The organism is Natrinema sp. LN54, assembly GCF_052439245.1.
In the GTDB taxonomy this organism is placed as follows: Archaea; Halobacteriota; Halobacteria; order Halobacteriales; family Natrialbaceae; genus Natrinema; species Natrinema versiforme_A.
Genome location: NZ_JBQVRP010000002.1, coordinates 119800 through 137759, shown reverse-complemented (window position 1 = coordinate 137759; position 17960 = coordinate 119800). Strand labels below are relative to the sequence as shown.

20 protein-coding genes are annotated in these 17960 nt (G+C 67.3%); 15 read left to right on the top strand and 5 right to left on the bottom strand.

The window, feature by feature from the left end; all coding sequences use genetic code 11:
- Nucleotides 1–64 precede the first annotated feature (64 nt).
- The 4 genes from ACT4ML_RS05795 (at nucleotide 65) to ACT4ML_RS05780 (ending at nucleotide 4173) form a co-directional block, all read left to right on the top strand.
- A complete protein-coding gene (locus ACT4ML_RS05795) occupies nucleotides 65–490 on the top strand; it encodes a DUF5791 family protein (protein ID WP_444720012.1) in 426 nt (141 codons plus the stop codon).
- Nucleotides 491–580: 90 nt separating this feature from the next.
- Nucleotides 581–1840 (top strand): sulfite oxidase, encoded by a 1260-nt coding sequence (locus ACT4ML_RS05790; protein WP_444720011.1) that lies wholly within the window; start codon nucleotides 581–583, stop codon nucleotides 1838–1840.
- Between the two features lie 127 nt (nucleotides 1841–1967).
- On the top strand, nucleotides 1968–2918 hold the full coding sequence (locus tag ACT4ML_RS05785) for an NAD-dependent epimerase/dehydratase family protein (RefSeq protein ID WP_444720010.1): 951 nt from the start codon (nucleotides 1968–1970) through the stop codon (nucleotides 2916–2918).
- Between the two features lie 64 nt (nucleotides 2919–2982).
- Nucleotides 2983–4173: a DHH family phosphoesterase gene (locus ACT4ML_RS05780; protein WP_444720009.1), complete on the top strand. Its 1191-nt coding sequence runs from the start codon at nucleotides 2983–2985 to the stop codon at nucleotides 4171–4173.
- Nucleotides 4174–4176: 3 nt separating this feature from the next.
- Here the strand turns inward: ACT4ML_RS05780 and ACT4ML_RS05775 are convergent, their stop codons facing one another.
- Together ACT4ML_RS05775 and ACT4ML_RS05770 are read right to left on the bottom strand one after the other, a co-directional pair.
- On the bottom strand, nucleotides 4177–5232 hold the full coding sequence (locus ACT4ML_RS05775; RefSeq protein ID WP_444720008.1) for a PfkB family carbohydrate kinase: 1056 nt from the start codon (nucleotides 5230–5232) through the stop codon (nucleotides 4177–4179).
- A 93-nt stretch (nucleotides 5233–5325) separates the two neighbouring features.
- On the bottom strand, nucleotides 5326–5496 hold the full coding sequence (locus ACT4ML_RS05770) for an HVO_0758 family zinc finger protein (RefSeq protein ID WP_444720007.1): 171 nt from the start codon (nucleotides 5494–5496) through the stop codon (nucleotides 5326–5328).
- Between the two features lie 172 nt (nucleotides 5497–5668).
- Between ACT4ML_RS05770 and ACT4ML_RS05765 the strand changes: the two genes are divergently transcribed.
- From ACT4ML_RS05765 to ACT4ML_RS05750, 4 genes are all read left to right on the top strand, one after another.
- Complete coding sequence (locus ACT4ML_RS05765) at nucleotides 5669–6817, top strand: glycosyl transferase family 2 (protein WP_444720006.1); 1149 nt, start codon at nucleotides 5669–5671, stop codon at nucleotides 6815–6817.
- A gap of 33 nt (nucleotides 6818–6850) precedes the next feature.
- On the top strand, nucleotides 6851–7351 hold the full coding sequence (locus tag ACT4ML_RS05760; protein ID WP_444720005.1) for a DUF7109 family protein: 501 nt from the start codon (nucleotides 6851–6853) through the stop codon (nucleotides 7349–7351).
- On the top strand, nucleotides 7348–7941 hold the full coding sequence (locus ACT4ML_RS05755) for an NUDIX hydrolase (protein ID WP_444720004.1): 594 nt from the start codon (nucleotides 7348–7350) through the stop codon (nucleotides 7939–7941). Before ACT4ML_RS05760 ends, ACT4ML_RS05755 begins: the two co-directional genes overlap by 4 nt.
- Nucleotides 7942–8111: 170 nt before the next feature.
- Nucleotides 8112–8822: a hypothetical protein gene (locus ACT4ML_RS05750; protein ID WP_444720003.1), complete on the top strand. Its 711-nt coding sequence runs from the start codon at nucleotides 8112–8114 to the stop codon at nucleotides 8820–8822.
- A gap of 201 nt (nucleotides 8823–9023) precedes the next feature.
- Here the strand turns inward: ACT4ML_RS05750 and ACT4ML_RS05745 are convergent, their stop codons facing one another.
- Nucleotides 9024–9494 carry an MGMT family protein gene (locus tag ACT4ML_RS05745; RefSeq protein WP_444720002.1) on the bottom strand — a complete coding sequence of 157 codons (471 nt, stop codon included), beginning with the start codon at nucleotides 9492–9494 and terminating at the stop codon, nucleotides 9024–9026.
- A 186-nt stretch (nucleotides 9495–9680) separates the two neighbouring features.
- Here ACT4ML_RS05745 and trpC point away from each other — a divergent pair, with 186 nt between their 5' ends.
- From trpC to ACT4ML_RS05725, 4 genes are read left to right on the top strand one after another with little or no spacing between them, the layout of a single operon-like run.
- Nucleotides 9681–10508, top strand: coding sequence for an indole-3-glycerol phosphate synthase (trpC, locus tag ACT4ML_RS05740; RefSeq protein ID WP_444720001.1), 828 nt, complete (start codon nucleotides 9681–9683; stop codon nucleotides 10506–10508).
- On the top strand, nucleotides 10505–11821 hold the full coding sequence (gene trpB / locus ACT4ML_RS05735; protein WP_444720000.1) for a tryptophan synthase subunit beta: 1317 nt from the start codon (nucleotides 10505–10507) through the stop codon (nucleotides 11819–11821). Before trpC ends, trpB begins: the two co-directional genes overlap by 4 nt.
- A complete protein-coding gene (gene trpA, locus ACT4ML_RS05730) occupies nucleotides 11818–12675 on the top strand; it encodes a tryptophan synthase subunit alpha (RefSeq protein ID WP_444719999.1) in 858 nt (285 codons plus the stop codon). Before trpB ends, trpA begins: the two co-directional genes overlap by 4 nt.
- 24 nt (nucleotides 12676–12699) lie before the next feature.
- Nucleotides 12700–13494, top strand: coding sequence for a 2-amino-3,7-dideoxy-D-threo-hept-6-ulosonate synthase (locus tag ACT4ML_RS05725; RefSeq protein WP_444719998.1), 795 nt, complete (start codon nucleotides 12700–12702; stop codon nucleotides 13492–13494).
- 98 nt (nucleotides 13495–13592) lie between these two features.
- Here ACT4ML_RS05725 and ACT4ML_RS05720 read toward each other — a convergent pair whose 3' ends face one another.
- The gene (locus tag ACT4ML_RS05720) at nucleotides 13593–14558 is read right to left on the bottom strand and encodes a cation diffusion facilitator family transporter (RefSeq protein WP_444719997.1); all 966 of its coding nucleotides are present in this window, start codon (nucleotides 14556–14558) and stop codon (nucleotides 13593–13595) included.
- Nucleotides 14559–14742: 184 nt separating this feature from the next.
- Here ACT4ML_RS05720 and ACT4ML_RS05715 point away from each other — a divergent pair, with 184 nt between their 5' ends.
- Complete coding sequence (locus ACT4ML_RS05715) at nucleotides 14743–15315, top strand: SprT family zinc-dependent metalloprotease (protein WP_138246194.1); 573 nt, start codon at nucleotides 14743–14745, stop codon at nucleotides 15313–15315.
- A 70-nt stretch (nucleotides 15316–15385) separates the two neighbouring features.
- The gene (locus ACT4ML_RS05710; RefSeq protein ID WP_444719996.1) at nucleotides 15386–15925 is read left to right on the top strand and encodes a hypothetical protein; all 540 of its coding nucleotides are present in this window, start codon (nucleotides 15386–15388) and stop codon (nucleotides 15923–15925) included.
- A 35-nt stretch (nucleotides 15926–15960) separates the two neighbouring features.
- Here the strand turns inward: ACT4ML_RS05710 and ACT4ML_RS05705 are convergent, their stop codons facing one another.
- A complete protein-coding gene (locus tag ACT4ML_RS05705) occupies nucleotides 15961–16635 on the bottom strand; it encodes an HAD family hydrolase (protein ID WP_138246195.1) in 675 nt (224 codons plus the stop codon).
- A 331-nt stretch (nucleotides 16636–16966) separates the two neighbouring features.
- Here ACT4ML_RS05705 and ACT4ML_RS05700 point away from each other — a divergent pair, with 331 nt between their 5' ends.
- Nucleotides 16967–17830, top strand: coding sequence for an HFX_2341 family transcriptional regulator domain-containing protein (locus tag ACT4ML_RS05700; RefSeq protein WP_444719995.1), 864 nt, complete (start codon nucleotides 16967–16969; stop codon nucleotides 17828–17830).
- The last annotated feature ends 130 nt before the right edge of the window (nucleotides 17831–17960 follow it).

Sequence of the window (17960 nt, the reverse complement as noted above, 5' to 3'; positions counted from 1 at the left end):
CGTTCCCGACCGACGATCGGCGAAGGTCACAATACCTTTCTGCCGTATTCCCGTCGTGTCCGGTATGTTCTACGAACAGCGGATGACCGTCCCCGACTCGCCCGCCGATCTCCGGGCCGAGTACGAGGACGATCTCGCAGCGGTCGTCGAGCAGCGCGGGGCCGCGGACGCGGCCGCCGAAACCGATCTCGAGCCGACCGTCCTCGAGGCGCTCTCGGCGGGCGACTCGCCCGACCTCACGCTCGAGGAAGCGGCGCAGGTGCAGGCGCTCGCGGCGGACACGCCCGATCCGGACACGATCGTGACGATGGCGCTCGAGCACCTGCTGCTGGGGATGTCGACGGCGGTGCTCGACGTCGACGCGGTCGAGAGCGAACTCGAGATCGATCTGGACGCCAAGGAGATCCACCAGAAGATCGAGGGCCGAGCGCCGATGTCGTTCGGGGAGTTCGTCCACGTCCAGTACGTGATCGCGGACGGCGCGCCGTAGGCACTCGCCCGTAGCGGAGAGCGCCACTGAGACGCGTGATGGGTGGTACCGTCACCCGGGATTTATCGCGGTCGGCGATGTCCGAACGGCATGTCGAATTCGGAGCGGAGCGAGAACCGGCGCCGCGAGATCGACGCGATGCTGGATCACAAAGCCGGCACCGAGGCCGTCACCGACCTCGCGGATCGGTACCGTGTCGTCGGGGCCGCCGACCGGAGCACCTACGCGAACTGGCTCACGCCCGTCGAAGATCACTACGTCTGCCACCGCAACGAGACGCTCGATCCCGAGGTCGACTCGTGGACGGTTTCGCTGACCGGTGCGGTCGATCGGGAAAGCGACCTCGAGATGGACGCGATTCGGGACGAGTACCCCACGGTCGCGGTCGCGCACACGATGGAGTGTGCCGGCAACGGACGCGGCTACTTCGACCCCGAAACGGGAAGCGTCCAGTGGGAGTACGGAGCCGCGAGCACCGCGTTCTGGACGGGAACGCCGCTGCGATCGATCCTGTCCGATCACGGCGCGGCGACCGACGACGGCACGTGGCTCACCGCGGTCGGCGGCGACCGCCCCGAGGTCGACGGCGAGAACGACCTGTTCGCTCGCTCGATTCCGATGGCCAAGATCCTCGAGGACTGCATCCTCGCCTACGAGATCAACGGGCGGCCGCTGCCCCCCGAACACGGGCGGCCGGTCCGGTTGCTCGTCCCCGGCTGGTACGGCGTCAACAGCGTCAAGTGGGTCACCGAACTCCGCGTGATGGATCAGATGGTCCACGGCCCGGACTGGACGGACCGCGACGGGGACGATTACACTCGCTGGCAGCAGTCGTCCTACCGCATCCACCCCGAGGGGGTCGAGCCGGAGTCCAACGCGACCGTCTCGACGTTCGACACGTGGGACCAGTGGGAGTCCGACGAGATCGACCATCCCTACACCTTCGACGAAAACGTCAAGTCCACGATCGGCTTCCCCGAGGACGGCGCGACCGTCTCTCCGCGTGCGGACGGCGTGATCGAGGTCGTCGGCGTCGCGTGGGCCGGCGACGACGACGTGACGGTAATCGAGGTTTCGACCGACGGCGGCGATAACTGGGCGGAGGGGTCGTTCTTCGGCCCTGACTACGACTGCGCGTGGCGGCTGTTTCGCTACCCGTGGGAGCCCGAGGAGGGCTCGTACACGCTGGTCTCCCGCGCGACGGACGAGCGTGGCCGTCGACAGCCCGCACGGATCTCGCAACCTGACGACGCTGCCGACGCCGACGGCAGCGAGGACTACCCGTGGAACGAGGGCGGCTACGCGGAGAATGCGTTTCTCCCCCACGCGGTCGAGGTCATCGTCGAGTGATTGTGGGCGTGGCTCTCACCGACGAGGCGGTCTCGAGCGAGTTTGGATTCTCGAGAAACAGCGCGGTATCATTCGAGAACCCGCCCTCGAGCGGTGAAATTATGTGCGGTCGACAACGAGAACGGGTATGAAGGTTGCAATTCTCGGCTGCGGACACGTCGGCATCGAACTGGGCCGACAGCTCGCGGCACGGGACCACGACCCGATCGGCGTGCGCCGGTCGGACGACGGCCTCGAGCGGATCAGGGACGCCGGCTTCGAGGCGGTCCGAGCGGACGTCACCGACCGCGAGGCGCTCGCGGCGGTCCCGGCCGTCGACGCGATCGTCTTCGCCGCCAGCAGCGGTGGCCGCGGGGCCGACGCCGCACGAGAGGTCTACGTGGAGGGGTTACGGACAGCGATCGAGGCATTCGGCGAGCGAGAGAACGCCCCCGACAGGCTCGTCTACACCTCCTCGACGGGCGTCCACGGCGACCACGACGGCGACTGGGTCGACGAGGAGACACCGCTCGAGCCGACCACCGAAAAGACCGAGGTGCTCGCCGAGGCCGAGCGGATCGCGCTCGAACTCCCCGCGGAGTACGGCTTCGACGGCACCGTGGCGCGCTACGCCGGGCTCTACGGCCCCGGCCGGTACCGCCTCGAGCGCTACCTCGAGGGGCCCGTCACGGAGGGCTACCTGAACATGGTTCACCGGGACGACGCCGCCGGTGCGGTCCGGTACCTGCTCGCCGAAGACCTCGCGCGCGGCGAGGTCGTCCAGGTGGTCGACGACGAACCGGCCTCGAAGTGGGACTTCGCGGACTGGCTGGCCGACGAGTGCCGTAGTCAGACTGCGTCTGACAGGCAGTCAGAACGCGAGCGTTCTGACGACGGCGTCGAACAGCCGCCGAAGCAGACGAAAGCCGAGCGGCTCGAGGACGGCGATCTCTCCGAGGCGGGGCGACGGCGCATCCTGACGAGCAAGCGGTGCTCGAACGAGAAACTTCGGAGCCTCGGCTACGAGTTCGCCTACCCCACCTTTCGCGAGGGCTATCGCGATGCGATCGAAACGTACCGCGACGCGTCCGCTGACTGAGGATTCCCACCTATCGGGGCGAAATCGGGGCAAATTTCATGGTGGTTGGATTTGATTTGCCGATATGAGCTATCGGCGCGCCTCGGCGGGCGGTGCATTCGTCGGGGCGAACCCGTTGGTGGCCGAGTCGCTCGGCGACTCGGTCCGGTCCCTCGAGCCGCTCGTTCTCTCGCTTCTCGTTCTCGTCGTCGTCGGCCTCGTCCTCGGCGGCTGGTGGGTAATTCGCTGGTTCCGTCGGCCGCCGGGCGCTCGGCTCCAGCGCGTCCTCGCCGGGCACGACGCGGTGACGGTGTTGATGCACCCGAACCCGGATCCGGACGCCATGTCGTGTGCGATGGGCGTCGCGCGGATCGCGGCGTCGGTCGAGACCGACGCGGCGCTGCAGTTCTCCGGCGAAATTCGCCATCAGGAGAATCGCGCGTTCCGGACCGTCCTCGATCTGGACCTCGAGTCGATCGAGGCGAGTTCACAGCTGGCCGCCGACCCCGTGGTGTTGGTCGATCACAACACGCCGCGGGGGTTCACCGGAGCCCAGACCGTCGAACCGATCGCGGTCGTCGACCACCACCCCGGCAACGGGGCCGGGACGAAGTTCACGGACGTGCGAACCGACTACGGCGCGGCCTCGACGATCATCGTCGAATACCTGAACGATATCGGCGCGACGATGGCCGACGAGGACGGCTCGAGCGGGTTTCAGGTATCACAGGAGTTAGCGACGGGACTGCTCTACGGCATCCAGTCGGACACGAACCACCTGACCAACGGCTGTTCGCGGGCCGAATTCGACGCCTGCGCCGCGCTGTTTTCCGGCATCGACGAGGACCTGCTCGATCGGATCGCCAACCCGCAGGTCAGCGACGACGTGTTACAGGTCAAGGCGACGGCGATCACCGAAAAGCGGGTCGAAGGGCCCTTCGCGGTCTGTGACGTCGGCGAGGTCGGCAACGTCGACGCGATCCCCCAAGCCGCGGACGAACTCATGCACCTCGAGGGGGTCACGGCGGTCGTCGTCTACGGCGAACACGACGGCACGCTCCACCTCTCCGGGCGCTCGCGTGACGATCGGGTTCACATGGGCGAGACGCTACGCCACGCCATCAGCGACATCCCGATGGCGAGCGCCGGCGGTCACGCGCGGATGGGCGGCGGCCAACTCTCGGTCGATCACATGAACGGGATCGGCCCCTCCGACGGGATCAGCCGCGAGGAGTTCGAACAGCGGCTCTTCTCCGCGATGTCCGGCGAACGGTAACGCTCAGTCACCGGACTCGAGCAGCGATCGCAGCGCCGCCGGATCGGCCGTCTCGCCGGTTCCGACGAAGTGTGCCGCACAGGCGTTGCCGAGCGCGAGCGCCGTCTCGAGGCCCCAGTCGCGGGCCAGCCCGCAGGCAAGCCCCGCTGAGAACCGGTCGCCGGCACCGGTCGTGCGCCGGGGCTCGCCGAGATCGATCATGTCGACGGCGACGGTGTCGTCCCGCGTCGCTCCGGTAGCGGCGTCCGCGCCGTGGGAGACGACCGCGGTGAGTCCGGTGGCCGATCGGAGCCCCGCAACTCGATCTCGAGTACTGTGCCGGTCGGATTCCGCGGCTCCGACCCGTTCCGAGATGTCGGCGGCCGACGCGGCGGCCTCGAGTTCAGTCGGGTTCACGCTCAGGACGAACTCGAGGGAGTCGGCGGCCGAATCGGCCCGCGAGAGCGCGTGCAACAAATCCGCGAGCGCCGCGGGCTCGACGGTCTCGATCGGACCGGGATCGACTATCACCGGAAGCGGTTCGGCCGGCGGCTCCGACGCCAGTCGGTCGAACACCGCGGTGAGGCCGCGGATCGAGACCCAGTTCGCACAGCAGAGCGCGTCCGCGCCGACGAGCCGGTCCCAGTCGACGACCGCGAGCAGGTCCTCGAGTCCCCAGTTTTCGGCCGGCCCGGGTTCCGAGAAGAGGAGTTCGTCCGCGTCGAATTCGACGACTCGGATCGTCGCCGGCGTCCCCATCGAGTGCGTCTCGAACGGGAGTTCGGAGAGCACCGGATGGTCGAGGTGGCCGACGAGCGCCGCTTCCTCGCCGAGCGCGTGGACCTGCGTCGCCGCGTTGACCGCCTGCCCGCCGGGCCGGACCGCGGTCGGCTCGAGCGAAAACGCGCGACCGCCGTCCGCGAGCTGGTCGGCGAACGCGTCGGCCGCCTCGAGGCGGTCACCGCCCGTTCCCGAGAGCGTATACCAGCGGTCGATGCTGCCGTCGGGCAGCGAGACGACGCCCCGGTCAGTACCGGTCTCGAGGTCGTCGAGCCGGTCGCGGAGTTCGTCGTAGCACACGGTCCGGAGTGAGCCGTTCGTCGGCAAAAAGGAACGGCCGGCACGACCGCTCGAGTCACGGCGGGTCGTCTCGCCGCCGGACGGTCGGTTCGCCTATCGGATCTCCTTCCACTCGGAGCCGCATTCCGGACAGATGCGGACCGTCTTGATCTCGTCCGGGTCGTTTTCGGTCTTCAGCGGCTTCTCGCACTCGCCACAGACGAGTCGATCGTAGGTATCCTTCTCGAGGTCGCCGGCGCGGAGTGCCTTCCGGACTGATTTCATGTTCGCCCTGTAGGCAGGAGGGGAAGAAAAAGACCGGTGCTTTATCGAGTCTCGAGTCGGTTCCCGCGTTCCGACCGCGGTCGGCTCCCGTTGGCGACGATTTCGCCGCTGCCGGTTGGCCTATCTGGCCGCATTCGTGGCCGTTTTACCGGTCCGCTCGAACACCCCACCGATGGAGTACGTCCAGGAGCGGATCGCCACGCTCCACGAGTTCGGCGAGGGAGACGGGGGCACGGGGAGCGACCTCGCCCGCGACGCCGCCGCTGCGGTCGCCGACACGGCCGTCGTCGTCCCGATGACCGGTCGCGAGTACGAGAGCCCCGCCGCCGAACGCGTGCTTCGCGAACTCGCGTCCCTCGAGCCGGGGCCGGCCGCGGTCTTCGTTCCCGTCCGCGCCGAGCCCGACCGGATCGGCCCGTTTCGCGAATGGCTCGACGCGTTCGCGCTGCCGACGCGCGTGCTCTGGTGTAACGCGCCGGCCGTCGACGCGCTGCTCGCCGACGCGGGGCTGGGCGGCGAGTTCGGCAAGGGCCGGGACGTCTGGCTCGCGCTCGGTCCCGCCGCCGACGCCGCCGACGCCGTCGTCGTCCACGACGCCGACGCGCGGAGCTACGAGGCCGACCACGTCCGCCGGCTGCTCGCGCCCCTGACGATGGACTTCGACTTCGCGAAGGGATACTACGCCCGCGTCGAGCGCGGGCGACTCTACGGACGCCTCTTCCGACTGTTCTACGAACCGCTGTTGCGGACCCTCGCGGACGCCCACGACGCGCCGATCGTCGACTACCTCGGCGCGTTCCGGTACGCGCTGGCCGGCGAGTTCGCCGCGACCGCCGGCCTCGCCCGACGGCTCCGCGCGCCCCGAGCGTGGGGCCTCGAGGTCGGGACGCTCGGCGACGCCTACGAGGTCGCCGGCTTCGGCGGGACCGCACAGGTCGACCTCGGCCGCCACGAGCACGACCACCGCGCCGTCGCCGGCGACGCCGGCCTCGAGGGGATGAGCCGCGAGGTCGCCGCCGAACTCCTGCGGGTGCTCGAGGAACACGGGGTCGCCCCCGAGTACGGGACCTTACCCGAGCGATATCGGGCCGTCGGCGACGACCTGATCGACCAGTACCGCGCGGACGCGGCGTTCAACGGGCTCGAGTACGACCCCGCGGGTGAACGGGACCAACTGGCCCGCTACGCCGAGTCGATCGCGCCGCCGGGTCCCGACGCGCGTCTCCCCCGGTGGATAGACGCCCCGTTCGCGCCGGCGGACGTCCTCGCGGCGGCCCGGCCGTGGCGCGAACGGCGGCTCGGATCGCGCTCGCAAGACTAAAGACTAATCCCGTCACCCGCCGTTGGACCGCGTATGGACGCGACCGCCGACGAACTGGCCGGCGTGGTCGACCTCTTCGGTGGGGTGACCCGCGCGGAGTTAGAGCGGGCGCTCGCCGAGGCCGCCTACCGCGCCGACGGGCAGTCCGTCGACGACGACGCCCTCGGGGCGGCGATCGACGAGGCGATCGAGTCGTTCGCGCTCGTTCGGTACGAGCCCGGCGAGGACGCCGCGGCGGCGTCGACCGCGGACGGCGAGGCGCTGCTGGTCGCCGGCCCGACGGCCTTTCCGACGGTGCCGGAGCACGCGGAGGACGTCCCGCACATTCTCGATATCGAGCGCCGACGACTCGACCGCGACGCGCTGGGAGCGGCGACCCGCACGCGCCTGATCGACGCCGCCGACGAAGCCATCGCGGCGGCCGACACGGAGCGGCTCCGGACCCTGATCGACATCAGTTACGACATCGAGGCATGGGCCCCGGTCGATCTCGCGGACGAACGGACGCGGCTGGAGGACGCGCTCGAGGAATGACGGCGCGGAGACTGACTCTCGAGCCGGTCGCGAACTACGAGCCCACCGAGATCGGCGATCAGGAGTTCGACGCGGCGGTCCTCGCGCCGATCGTCGATCGCGACGGCGAGGACCACCTGCTCTTTACCCGACGGGCCGACCACCTCGGCGAACACCCCGGGCAGATGAGCTTCCCCGGCGGCGGGGCCGAACCGGAGGACGACACCATCCTCGAGACGGCGCTCCGGGAGGCAAACGAGGAGATCGGCCTCGAGCGCAACGAGGCCGAAGTCGTCGGCCAGCTCGACGACATCCGGACGGTCACGGAGTACGCGGTCACGCCCTTCGTCGCGCACGTCCCCGATCGAGAGTACGTCCGCGACGACAGCGAGGTCGCCGAAATCGTCGTGCTGCCGCTCTCGGGACTGCTCGATCCGGACAACTACGAGTACGAACGACGATCGCATCCCTACTACGGCGAGATCGTCATCCACTACTTCCGCGTGAACGGCTACACCGTCTGGGGCGCGACCGGTCGGATTCTGGTGCAGTTACTCGAGTTGGCGACCGATTTCGAAGCGCCCGAGAAAGTCGATCGATCGGAGTTCTAATTCTCGCAAATCGGCGTCGAGCCATCGAGAACCGAGCGGGTCTAGCAGGTCGGCCGCCACGTTACCAGTTCTGGATGTGCGGAGGTACAGTAATGCGATGAGACAGTTCTCATGTGCTAACTCACCACAAAGATTTATCAGTCATATCGGTGGAGTGACTCGCTGTAGCCATGAGTGATCCAACCCGCCGGGCAATCCTCACGGGTGGTACAGTAGTTCTCATCAGCGGCAGCGTCCTAAGCCCAGTCGTAGCACAAGACGACAGTGAAAGGACTAATGGTGAGGACGGAGATGACGGGTTTGACCCAGATTACGAGTTTGAGGGGACGGGTCAGGGAGTCACCGACGAGATTGAACTGAACGACGGCGTGACGATTGGCCAGTTCGAGTACAGCGGTGGCGCGTCAATGACCGTCTCAGCAATTCCACAGAGCGACGACGACTACGAACGGCCAATCGTAATGACAGACGAAGGGGAAGCCGGTGTTGGTGGAATATTGGCATCTGAGGGGTCGTATCTGTTTGAAATCGAACCGCTATTCGTGGACATCGATCTCGATGAGTCAGATATTGAATGGCGCTTGGCAATCACGCAACCCGAAGTCAACGACGAAGACGACGTGGCAACTCCACCACTTGAGACCGACGGCGATGGGAGTACGGTCCTCGGGCCAATCGAATGTGAAGGGACCGAAACAGCCGCTGTTACTCACGACGGCGAGGGAAGCTTTGCGGTCGACATTTTACCAAGCGAGGCAGACTATCCTGACTCACTGTTCTTCGAATCCGGCGAGTTCGAAGGCGAAACCACGGTGAGTACCGAGGGTACTGGGTGGATTACCGTACAAGCGACCGATACATGGACACTCGAAATCGAATAACACAGGTTATTACGGGGGTCGAGTCCGCTCGAGTGTCGACGTCTCGGGTTATCTCAATGTTCGTCGGTGAGCAGATCGTCTTCGAGGACATGCGTCACCTGATCGGGGTCGATAGTCGCTCCGATAACTCCTTCACCTATATTTATCGGGTTTTCGCGCCCTCTTCTGAATAAGAAACCGTGCTACTCGCTACTGGGTCGGTTACAACCCCTCGAGCGAGCGCAACTTCTGCTCGACGTCCGGCGGCGCGGCGCTCGGACCGTCGCGCACGCGATGGTCCGGAATGAGGATCGGGGCCGGATTCTCGGCGAGCGCGGTCCGGACGAGGATGATGTCGTCTTCGTCCTCGTGATCGAGCCCCGAGGTCATCCGGGCGAGCGTCTCGACGGTCACTTGATCGCCGTAGGGAATCTCTCGGACTCCCTCGAGGACCGCCCGCTGATCGGTCGGCATGGTCATCGCGACCGTGACGTCGTCGAAGGTGACCGGCTCGAGCCCGTCGAGGTACTCGAATAGCTGATCGAGCACGTCGTGGTCGTCCCCGGCGTCGTCGTCGGGGATCTCGGGAAACGAAACGCTCAGGACCCGCCCGCTGGCGGCTCCGAGCTGGACGTACCGATCGAGATACGGCGAGTTCCGTGCGTAGATTCCAGCGTCCGTAACGTCCTCCATAGCCGTCCGTAGGCGATCCGGGCTTGAATAGCCGCCGGTCCTCCGCTCGAGTCGCGGTTCCCGCCGCGGACTCGAGTTTCGGGCCTCGGTGCGGTCGGGCTCGCATCGCCCGTCGCTGCCCAGCGTGCGCTACCGACTGGCAATGACGCAAGCCTTATGTACATATGAGTACGTCGATGTACAATAATGAACTCCGATACGGAGCTCGCTCCCGCGGTGCAGTCGATACTCGAGGCGGCACGGGAGCGGTCGGGCGGGGAGGGCGTCGTTGATGTCGACGCGCGCTCGCTGGCCGACGCGCTGGCCGCCGCCGAGGCCGACGGGCGAGTCCCAGTGATCGCGGAGGTGAAACCGACGAGTCCGACGGCCGACGGGGCTCGAGAGGACGATCCCGTCGAACTCGCCGAGGCGATGGTCGCGGGCGGCGCGGCGGCGATTTCGGTCCTCACGGAGCCGACCCACTTCGGCGGCTCGCCCGAGGCGCTGACTCGCATCCGCGAGGCCGTCGACGTGCCCGTGTTGCGCAAGGACTTCGTCCTCGACGAATCGGGGATGGACGTCGTCGAAGCGGACCTCCTCTTGCTGATCGTCAGGTTCGTCGACGATCTCGAGGCGCTCGTCACGGCCGCCCGCGAGCGCGGCTTTCAGCCCCTCGTGGAGGTCCACGACCGCGAGGAACTCGAGACCGCGCTCGAGGCGGGGGCCGACATCATCGGCGTGAACAACCGCGATCTGGGGCGGCTCGAGGTCGACCTCGAAACCTTCGAGTCGGTCGCGCCCGAGGTGCCGGACGACGTGACGCTGATCGCCGAGAGCGGCGTGTCGTCGCCGGCGGACGTCCGACGGATGCGCGCGGCGGGTGCCGACGCCCTGCTGGTCGGTAGCGCCATCATGGACCACGGCGCGGGCGACAGTGACGTGACCGAGAACACGCGTCGGCTCACCCGAGCGGACGCGACGGCGTCAACGGAACCGGAGCCGACAAGCGAGTACGACGGAGACACACAGACATGAGCACGGAACGCGAACGAGACGACGAGCGGCGATCCGACCGGGCGGGCACGTTCGGGGACTACGGCGGCCAGTACGTCCCCGAGGCCCTGATGCCGGCGCTACAGGAACTCGAGGACGCCTACCAGCGGTACGTCTTGGAGAACGAGGACGGCTTCATGGACGAGTTCCGCGAGCGGATGCGCGATTTCGGCGGGCGGCCGACGCCGCTCCAGCGCGCGGATCGGCTGAGCGAGCGCTACGACCGCGAGATCTATCTCAAGCGCGAGGATCTCGTCCACGGCGGGGCCCACAAGCTGAACAACGCGCTCGGACAGGTCCTGCTCGCGAAATATATGGGCAAAGAGCGGATCATCGCCGAGACCGGCGCGGGCCAACACGGCACCGCGACGGCGATGGCGGCGGCCCACCTCGACATGCCCTGCGAGATCTACATGGGACGGACCGATGTCAACCGCCAGCGGCCCAACGTCTACCGCATGCGCATGAACGGGGCCGAGGTGAACCCGGTCGAAGCCGGCAGCGGAACCCTCAAGGAGGCGATCAACGAGACGATGCGCGACTGGGCGACCACGGTCGAGCGGACCCACTACGTCATCGGCTCCGTCGTCGGCCCGCACCCCTTCCCGCAGATGGTCCGGGACTTTCAGGCGGTCATCGGCGACGAGATCCGTGACCAGATCCAGGAGAAGGCGGGGCGACTGCCCGATAGCGTCGTCGCCTGCGCCGGCGGCGGCTCGAACACGATGGGCACCTTCCACGCGTTCGTCCCCGACTGCGCGAACCCACGGTTCGCGGACGGCTCGAGCGGCGACGAGCCGCGAGAGCACGTCGATCTGTACGCGGTCGAGGCCGGCGGCTCGAGCCTCGAGATCAACGAAACTGAGGGCGTCGCACCCAACTCCGCGACGCTCTCGACGGGCACCGACGGCGTCCTCCACGGCGCGATGACGAAGCTCCTCCAGAGCACCGACGGCCAGATCATGGAGTCCCACAGCGTCAGCGCGGGACTTGACTACGCCGGCGTCGGGCCCGAACTCTCGCATCTCGTCGAGACGGGACGGGTCACGCCCGCGAGCGTCGACGACGAGGACGCGCTCAACGGCTTCCACCGGCTCTCGCGACTCGAGGGGATCATCCCCGCCCTCGAGTCGAGTCACGCGCTAGGCTATTTAGAGAAACACACAGACGAGTTGGGCGACCTCGTCGTCGTCAACGTCTCCGGCCGCGGCGACAAGGACCTCGAAACGGTACTCGAGGAGACCGAGAAACGCGATCTCGAGGCCGCACCCGACGTGGAGGTGTTCGACCAGTGAGCGAGTACGACAGCGACATCGAGGCCGCGATTCGGGAGGACCACCCCGCGCTGATCACCTACATCACGGCGGGCGATCCCTCGCTCGAGGACACCAAGGCGTACGTCGAGGCCCTCGATCGCGGCGGCTCGGACCTGATCGAACTCGGGCTTCCCTTCTCGGAACCGATCGCCGAAGGCCAGACGATTCAGGCCGCGATCAACCGCGCGCTCGCGGCCGGGACGACCCCCGAGGGCTTCTTCGAGTTGGTCGACGACCTCGAGACCGAGGCACCGCTGCTGGTGATGACCTATTATAACATGATCTTGCAATACGGCGACGAGCCCGATGTTCGACCGTTCGTCGAACGGGCTGCGGAGGCCGGCCTCTCGGGTATCATCGTCCCCGACCTCCCCGCCGAGGAGGCCGAGCCGCTGCGGGCGGCCTGTGACGACCACGGGCTCGATCTCGTCTTCATCATCGCGCCGACGACCGAGGGCGAGCGCCTCGAGACCATCATGTCCCACGTCTCGGGCTTTGCCTACGTGCAGGCCCGTCTCGGGACGACGGGCGCGCGTGCGAACGTCTCGGGTGCGACCCACGACAGCCTCGCGCGGCTGTCCGAGTACGACGTGCCCAAGGCCGTCGGCTTCGGCGTCAGCGAGGGCGACCACGCCGCCGAAATCATCGAGGCGGGCGCCGACGGCGTCATCGTCGGCAGCGCGCTCGTCGAGATAATCGCCGACGCCGACACGCCCGAGGCGGCGGTCGACCGCCTCGAGGCCAAAGCCCGCGAACTCAAGCGAGGTGCACGCCGCGGCGCGGACTCTATCACGGTCGACCCCGAAGATACACCGGAACCAGAACAGCCATAACGGCAAGCTTGCTACACTCCCGCAATGACTACAGGAATCGACGCACGACTCGAACGAATCGGGACAGACGGATCGTACGTGATCGTCCCCATGGACCACGGCGTCACGATGGGTGCCGTTCAGGGACTGAAAGATATCGAATCGACGATCGACGGCGTGACCAGCGGCGGTGCGGACGCGGTCCTCACGCAGAAGGGGATCGCGCCCCGCGTCCACGAGAACAAGAACGACAAGGGCTACATCGTCCACCTCAACGGTTCGACCACGATCGGACCCGACGAAGAGGACAAGCGGATGACGGGCACCGTCGAGGAAGCCATCCGGGTCGGTGCCGACGCCGTCTCCTTCCACATCAACGTCGGCTCGAACCACGAACCGGACCAGATCAGTCAGCTCTCGGAGGTCACCGAGACCGCCGAGCGCTTCGGCATTCCGGTGCTCGCGATGGCCTACGCCCGCGGCCCCGGCGTCGATCCCGAGGACCCCGAAGCGCTCGGCCACGCGGTTCGACTCGCCGAGGAACTCGGCGCTGACATCGTCAAGACCGGCTACAGCGGCGACGCCGAGAGCTTCCGGCACGTCGTCGAGTCGACCCGGCTCCCGGTCGTCATCGCCGGCGGCTCGCGGGGCACCGACCGCGAGACGATCGATATGGTCCGCGGCGTGATGGACGCCGGCGGTGCCGGGATCTCCATGGGTCGCTCGATCTTCCAGCACGAGAACCCAGAGGCCATCGCGCGAGCGGTTGCCGGCGTCGTCCACGACGACCTTTCGACCGACGAGGCGCTGGCCGAAGCGGGACTGGCGCTCGAGGCCTAATTCTCGGATTCTCTCTCGTCGCGTTTAGCTTGGACTGCCACAGCGTCGGCTGCGTTCTGTACCGAGCAGGCACCATTCATCCCGTCGGCGGCCGACGCTCAGTGACAGTGCGTGTCGAGATGCACGTCGCGATCGGCGTAGCGCGGGGAGAGCTCGACGGTGGCGTGATCGACGCCGTGGCCGGCGAGTTCATCGTGGACGCGGCCGACGACCGCGTCGGCTTCGGCCATCGTCTCGACGCCCGTTTCGACGTGGACCGTCGCGACCGTGATCTGGCTGCAGATCTGCCACGCGTGGAAGTCGTCCACCCGGTCGACGCCGTCGATTTCGGTGAGATGCGATCGAATGTCGTCGGTCTCGAGCGGCGTCTTGAGGAAGAAGATCTCGCCGCTGCCGCGCAAGACCGTGATCGCGGACCACGTGACGACGGCAGCGATGAGCGCCGCGGCGATCGGGTCGATCACGCGGATGCCGGTCAGTTCGATGGCGACCACGGAGACGATGACGGCGACCGAGCCGCCGGCGTCGCCGAGCAGGTGATAGAACGCTCCCTTCTCGTTGAGACTCATCGCGTCGCCGTGGAGCACGTACACTGAGCCGAGGTTGACCAGCAGGCCGCCCAGCGCGATTGCGATCGTCGGCCCGGCACCGATGGCGACCGGCTCGAGGAATCGCTGATAGGATTCCCAGAGGATGAACCCGACCATCGGCAGGAGCAACAGGCCGTTGAGGAAGGCGGCGAAGGGCTCGAGGCGGTGGAGACCATAGGACCAGCGGTCGTCCTCGCCGTAGCGTTCGGCGACGTGGGCGGCGGAGAAGGCCATCACGTACGCGAGCGCATCGAACAGCATGTGGACTGCGTCGCTGATGAGCGCGACGGACCCGAACGCCAGCCCGCCCGCGAGTTCGACGAGGAAGCCGACGACGTTGATCAGCGAGACGGCGGCGAGCTTGCGACTGCTCGTCGACTCCCCGCCGTGGCCGTGTCCGTGATCGTGGCTGTGGCCGTGGCCATCGCGGGCGTGTGAGTCGTCGTGGGGGTGTGCCGACTCGTTGCGACTCATCGTAGGTCGAACTCAGTGGACCCGACTTATTAAATCGGCTGCTATAAGGCGATGATTTCTATGCTAATCTTAGCAAGTATTTGCAGATATGTTAATAATGACGCGGTGATTCGTCGTAGTTTGCCCCACGTCTCGGAGCGGGTCGATCGGAAGAATTTCGGCGGCACGCTCCCTCCTCGAGGCCGTGACCGACGGCGAGGAACTAACGCTCGCGGACGAAATCGTCGCCCGGGCGCGGATTCACGCCCGCGAGGTCGTCGATGAGCACGAACTGGCGATCGATCTCGCATCCCTCGAGTGGGACGTCTCGGCGCGAGCGCGCCGTCGCGCGGGCCTCTGTCGCTGGCACGCCGACCGCGAAGTGGCGACGATCGTGCTCGCGCGGCGGGCCTACGAACGGTACGACTGGCCCGACTTCGCGGGGATCGTCCGCCACGAGCTCGTCCACGCGTGGGAGTTCCAGCAGTTCGGCGAGTCCGGCCACGGCGACCGGTTTCGCGAGCGGGCCGCGGCGCTCGAGGCCCCGCGTTACTGCGAGGCGTTCGCGCGGCCGCGGTACGTCCTTCGGTGTCTCGCGGCCGACTGCGACTGGCGGGCGAAGCGCCACCGCGCGTCGAAACCGGTGAAGTCGCCGGACCAGTACCGGTGTGGGGGCTGTGGCGGTTCCTACGAGGTCGAGCATACGGAAAGCGGCCGAACGTGGACGACCGCGAGCGGCTACGGCGGCGCGAAGGCGGCGCTCGGAGAGGACTGGTAGGACGCGTCGATCGCGACCCACTCGAGTCGAGCGCGGAACACTTATTCGCCTCACCATACCTGTTTCGGGTATGGGAATACTCGATCTGATGCTGGGCAAGTCCGGACCCGGCGAGCAGGGCGTCGAGGCGACGTCGTACACCCTGCCGAAGGACACGCACGACTTCGTCTACCCCGTCGCGGTCCGTCGCGAGGAGGTCGAGGCGTTCGCCGAGTTGCTCGAGGCCGAAGCCGAAGCGCCGGCCCTCGAGGCGGAGGCCGACGATCTGGAGGCGGCCTTCGAGGGACTGACCGGCGAGGGCGGACCCGATATCGACACGGACGAACTCGCCGAGCGGATGCGACGGCCCCGGAACGCGGCGGAACCGGTGATCGAGTCGTGGCGCGACTCCCTCGAGCGCGATATCGGCGTGGTCTACGCCCGGCCGAACACCTACGACGCGCTGGTGGCGTTCGTCAAACTCTGCAAGCAACGCGACGAGGACGAGGCCGACGCGTTCGACCTCCCCGAGAGCTTTCCGAACGCGGCGGCCCTGCTCAAGCGACTCGAGGAGGGGACCGATACCCAGTATCGCGCCGTGGTGCACACCGATCTGCTGCCCGATGAGTAGGGCGGACAGCCCGGCAATCGGTTCGCTTGGCGGACTTAGACGATCGTCTCGAACGCCTCGAGCGACGCGAGTTCGTAGGTCGGCACGTGCTCGCTGGGCCCGTCGTCGCGCCCGGTATCGAGCCACGCCGAATCGATCCCCATCGCGTTGGCGCCCGCGATGTCGGCGTGGAGCGAGTCCCCGACGTGAATCGCCGCGTCCGGCGCGACCTCGAGCTCACCGAGCGCGCGTTCGAAGGGTGCCGCGTTCGGTTTCGGCAGGATCCCCGCGCTCGGCTCCGTGAACACCCGCACGTCGAAGGCGTCCTCGATTCCCAACGCCCGGAGTTTCTGTGTCTGTGTTTTCCGACCGCCGTTGGTGATGAGCCCGACCCGACTTCGGTCGCGAGCGTGCTCGAGCGCCGCTTTCGCGCCGGGTCGAAATCTGACGGCGGTCGGGTCCTGCACCGCGAGGTATTCGGCTGCGAGCGTCGGCGCGATATCGGGAGCGACGCCGGCTCGCTGTGCGACTTCGGTAAAGAGGTGCTCGTAGAACTCGCGATCGGTCTCGGCGGTCGGCAGATGAGGCACGGCGGCCCGCAGTTCCGCGGGCGTACAGAACTGCTCGCAGCCGGCGCGTTCGAAGGCGGACTCGAGCAGGGTCGCGGCGTCCTGGGTCGGCTCGCAGAGTGTGCTATCGAGATCGAAACAGATCGCGTCGTAGGCGGCCATCTGCATCGTTGTACGAGCGCGGGCGTTCTCAACGTTTCGCCGATGTGGTGGATCCATTCGAACTAGTTTCGGTGTCGCTGCTGAGAACAGCCCGAAAGCCCCGACGTGGCTCGAGTCGGAGGACTCGCTGCGCGCTTCACTCGCTCACGTCGTTCGCTCGCTCCAGTGCTTGCGTCGTCCGCCGTCCCCGAGCCCCGTCGCCCCTTTCAGTCCCGCCCGGCGGTGGTTTGGCCGGATGGCCGACACTCGGCAGTTGACCGGGGGCGGTTTCGGCTCGAGCGGCCACTCCCGATTCCGCAGCAGTTATTTTTGCTGACACGCCTCTCGGCGTATGGAGGTCGTCAAGCGAGTTCACGTCGTGCCGTTGGGCTACGAGTTCGATCGGATCCTCGAGCCGATCCGGACCCAGCGGGCGGATCTGGTCTACCTGCTCGAGGACGACAGCGCAGGCGATGGGGAGACCGACGGCGAACAGGACGGGGAGGACGGACGCGGGGAGCGAAACGCGACCGCGGCCGCCGACTATCACGACGAGTTACGCGAGGAACTCGAGTCGATCGTCCCCGAGGTGCGGACCAGAGCGTGCGATCTGACGGACGTGTACGCCGTCCTCGGCGACGTGACGACGATCGCCGATATCCACGCCGAGGATCAGGTGTACGTCAACGTCTCCGGGGCCGGCACGATTCCGGCGATCGGGGCGACGATCGCGTGTATGGACGTCTCGACGGACGCCCACGCCTACTACGTCGAGCCGTCGGAGTACGCCCACGACGGGACGGCCGAACCCGGCTCGTTCGGCCTCGACGAGATGGAAGAGGTGCCGACCTATCCCATCGAGTCGCCGACGCGCGAGCAGGTCGCGATCATGGAGTTCCTCGCCGATCCGGCCGCGTGGGACGGCTTTCACGACGACCGGACGGCACCGCCGAAAAAGAAGGACCTCATCGAGTACGCTCGAGAGCAGGAACTCGCCTTCATGGCCGATCGACGGTCGCCGGACGAGCGCTCCGGCGAGGACAAGGGCGCGTTTCGGGTCCTCGACACCCACGTCCTCGAGCCGCTCGCCGAGGACGGCTACGTGACGATCGAGTCGGTCGGCCGCCGGCGCGTCGTCGAGTTGACCGAACGGGGCGAAAACGCCTACCGGGCGTTCCGACACAAGCTCATGGACGAGGCCGGCGAGACACGATAGCGGTGTCGCGGACGGCGGTATCGGTGGTGGAACGGCGTCAACGGAGGGGTGAACGTCAGCGGTGGGGCGGTCGGAGGGGCGACGTCAGCGGAGGGGACGGCGTCAGTCGGGGAGCAATCAACGGAGGGGT

What these genes read in the sequence shown, in the direction of transcription:
- ACT4ML_RS05785 (WP_444720010.1), top strand. Translation starts at nt 1,968, where the DNA reads ATGAAGGTTGCAATTCTCGGCTGCGGACACGTCGGCATCGAACTGGGC.
- ACT4ML_RS05790 (WP_444720011.1), top strand. Translation starts at nt 581, where the DNA reads ATGTCGAATTCGGAGCGGAGCGAGAACCGGCGCCGCGAGATCGACGCG.
- ACT4ML_RS05795 (WP_444720012.1), top strand. Translation starts at nt 65, where the DNA reads ATGTTCTACGAACAGCGGATGACCGTCCCCGACTCGCCCGCCGATCTC.
- ACT4ML_RS05720 (WP_444719997.1), bottom strand. Translation starts at nt 14,558, where the DNA reads ATGAGTCGCAACGAGTCGGCACACCCCCACGACGACTCACACGCCCGC.
- ACT4ML_RS05710 (WP_444719996.1), top strand. Translation starts at nt 15,386, where the DNA reads ATGGGAATACTCGATCTGATGCTGGGCAAGTCCGGACCCGGCGAGCAG.
- ACT4ML_RS05725 (WP_444719998.1), top strand. Translation starts at nt 12,700, where the DNA reads ATGACTACAGGAATCGACGCACGACTCGAACGAATCGGGACAGACGGA.
- ACT4ML_RS05700 (WP_444719995.1), top strand. Translation starts at nt 16,967, where the DNA reads ATGGAGGTCGTCAAGCGAGTTCACGTCGTGCCGTTGGGCTACGAGTTC.
- ACT4ML_RS05770 (WP_444720007.1), bottom strand. Translation starts at nt 5,496, where the DNA reads ATGAAATCAGTCCGGAAGGCACTCCGCGCCGGCGACCTCGAGAAGGAT.
- ACT4ML_RS05760 (WP_444720005.1), top strand. Translation starts at nt 6,851, where the DNA reads ATGGACGCGACCGCCGACGAACTGGCCGGCGTGGTCGACCTCTTCGGT.
- ACT4ML_RS05750 (WP_444720003.1), top strand. Translation starts at nt 8,112, where the DNA reads ATGAGTGATCCAACCCGCCGGGCAATCCTCACGGGTGGTACAGTAGTT.
- ACT4ML_RS05780 (WP_444720009.1), top strand. Translation starts at nt 2,983, where the DNA reads ATGAGCTATCGGCGCGCCTCGGCGGGCGGTGCATTCGTCGGGGCGAAC.
- trpC (WP_444720001.1), top strand. Translation starts at nt 9,681, where the DNA reads ATGAACTCCGATACGGAGCTCGCTCCCGCGGTGCAGTCGATACTCGAG.
- ACT4ML_RS05745 (WP_444720002.1), bottom strand. Translation starts at nt 9,494, where the DNA reads ATGGAGGACGTTACGGACGCTGGAATCTACGCACGGAACTCGCCGTAT.
- ACT4ML_RS05705 (WP_138246195.1), bottom strand. Translation starts at nt 16,635, where the DNA reads ATGGCCGCCTACGACGCGATCTGTTTCGATCTCGATAGCACACTCTGC.
- trpB (WP_444720000.1), top strand. Translation starts at nt 10,505, where the DNA reads ATGAGCACGGAACGCGAACGAGACGACGAGCGGCGATCCGACCGGGCG.
- ACT4ML_RS05765 (WP_444720006.1), top strand. Translation starts at nt 5,669, where the DNA reads ATGGAGTACGTCCAGGAGCGGATCGCCACGCTCCACGAGTTCGGCGAG.
- ACT4ML_RS05755 (WP_444720004.1), top strand. Translation starts at nt 7,348, where the DNA reads ATGACGGCGCGGAGACTGACTCTCGAGCCGGTCGCGAACTACGAGCCC.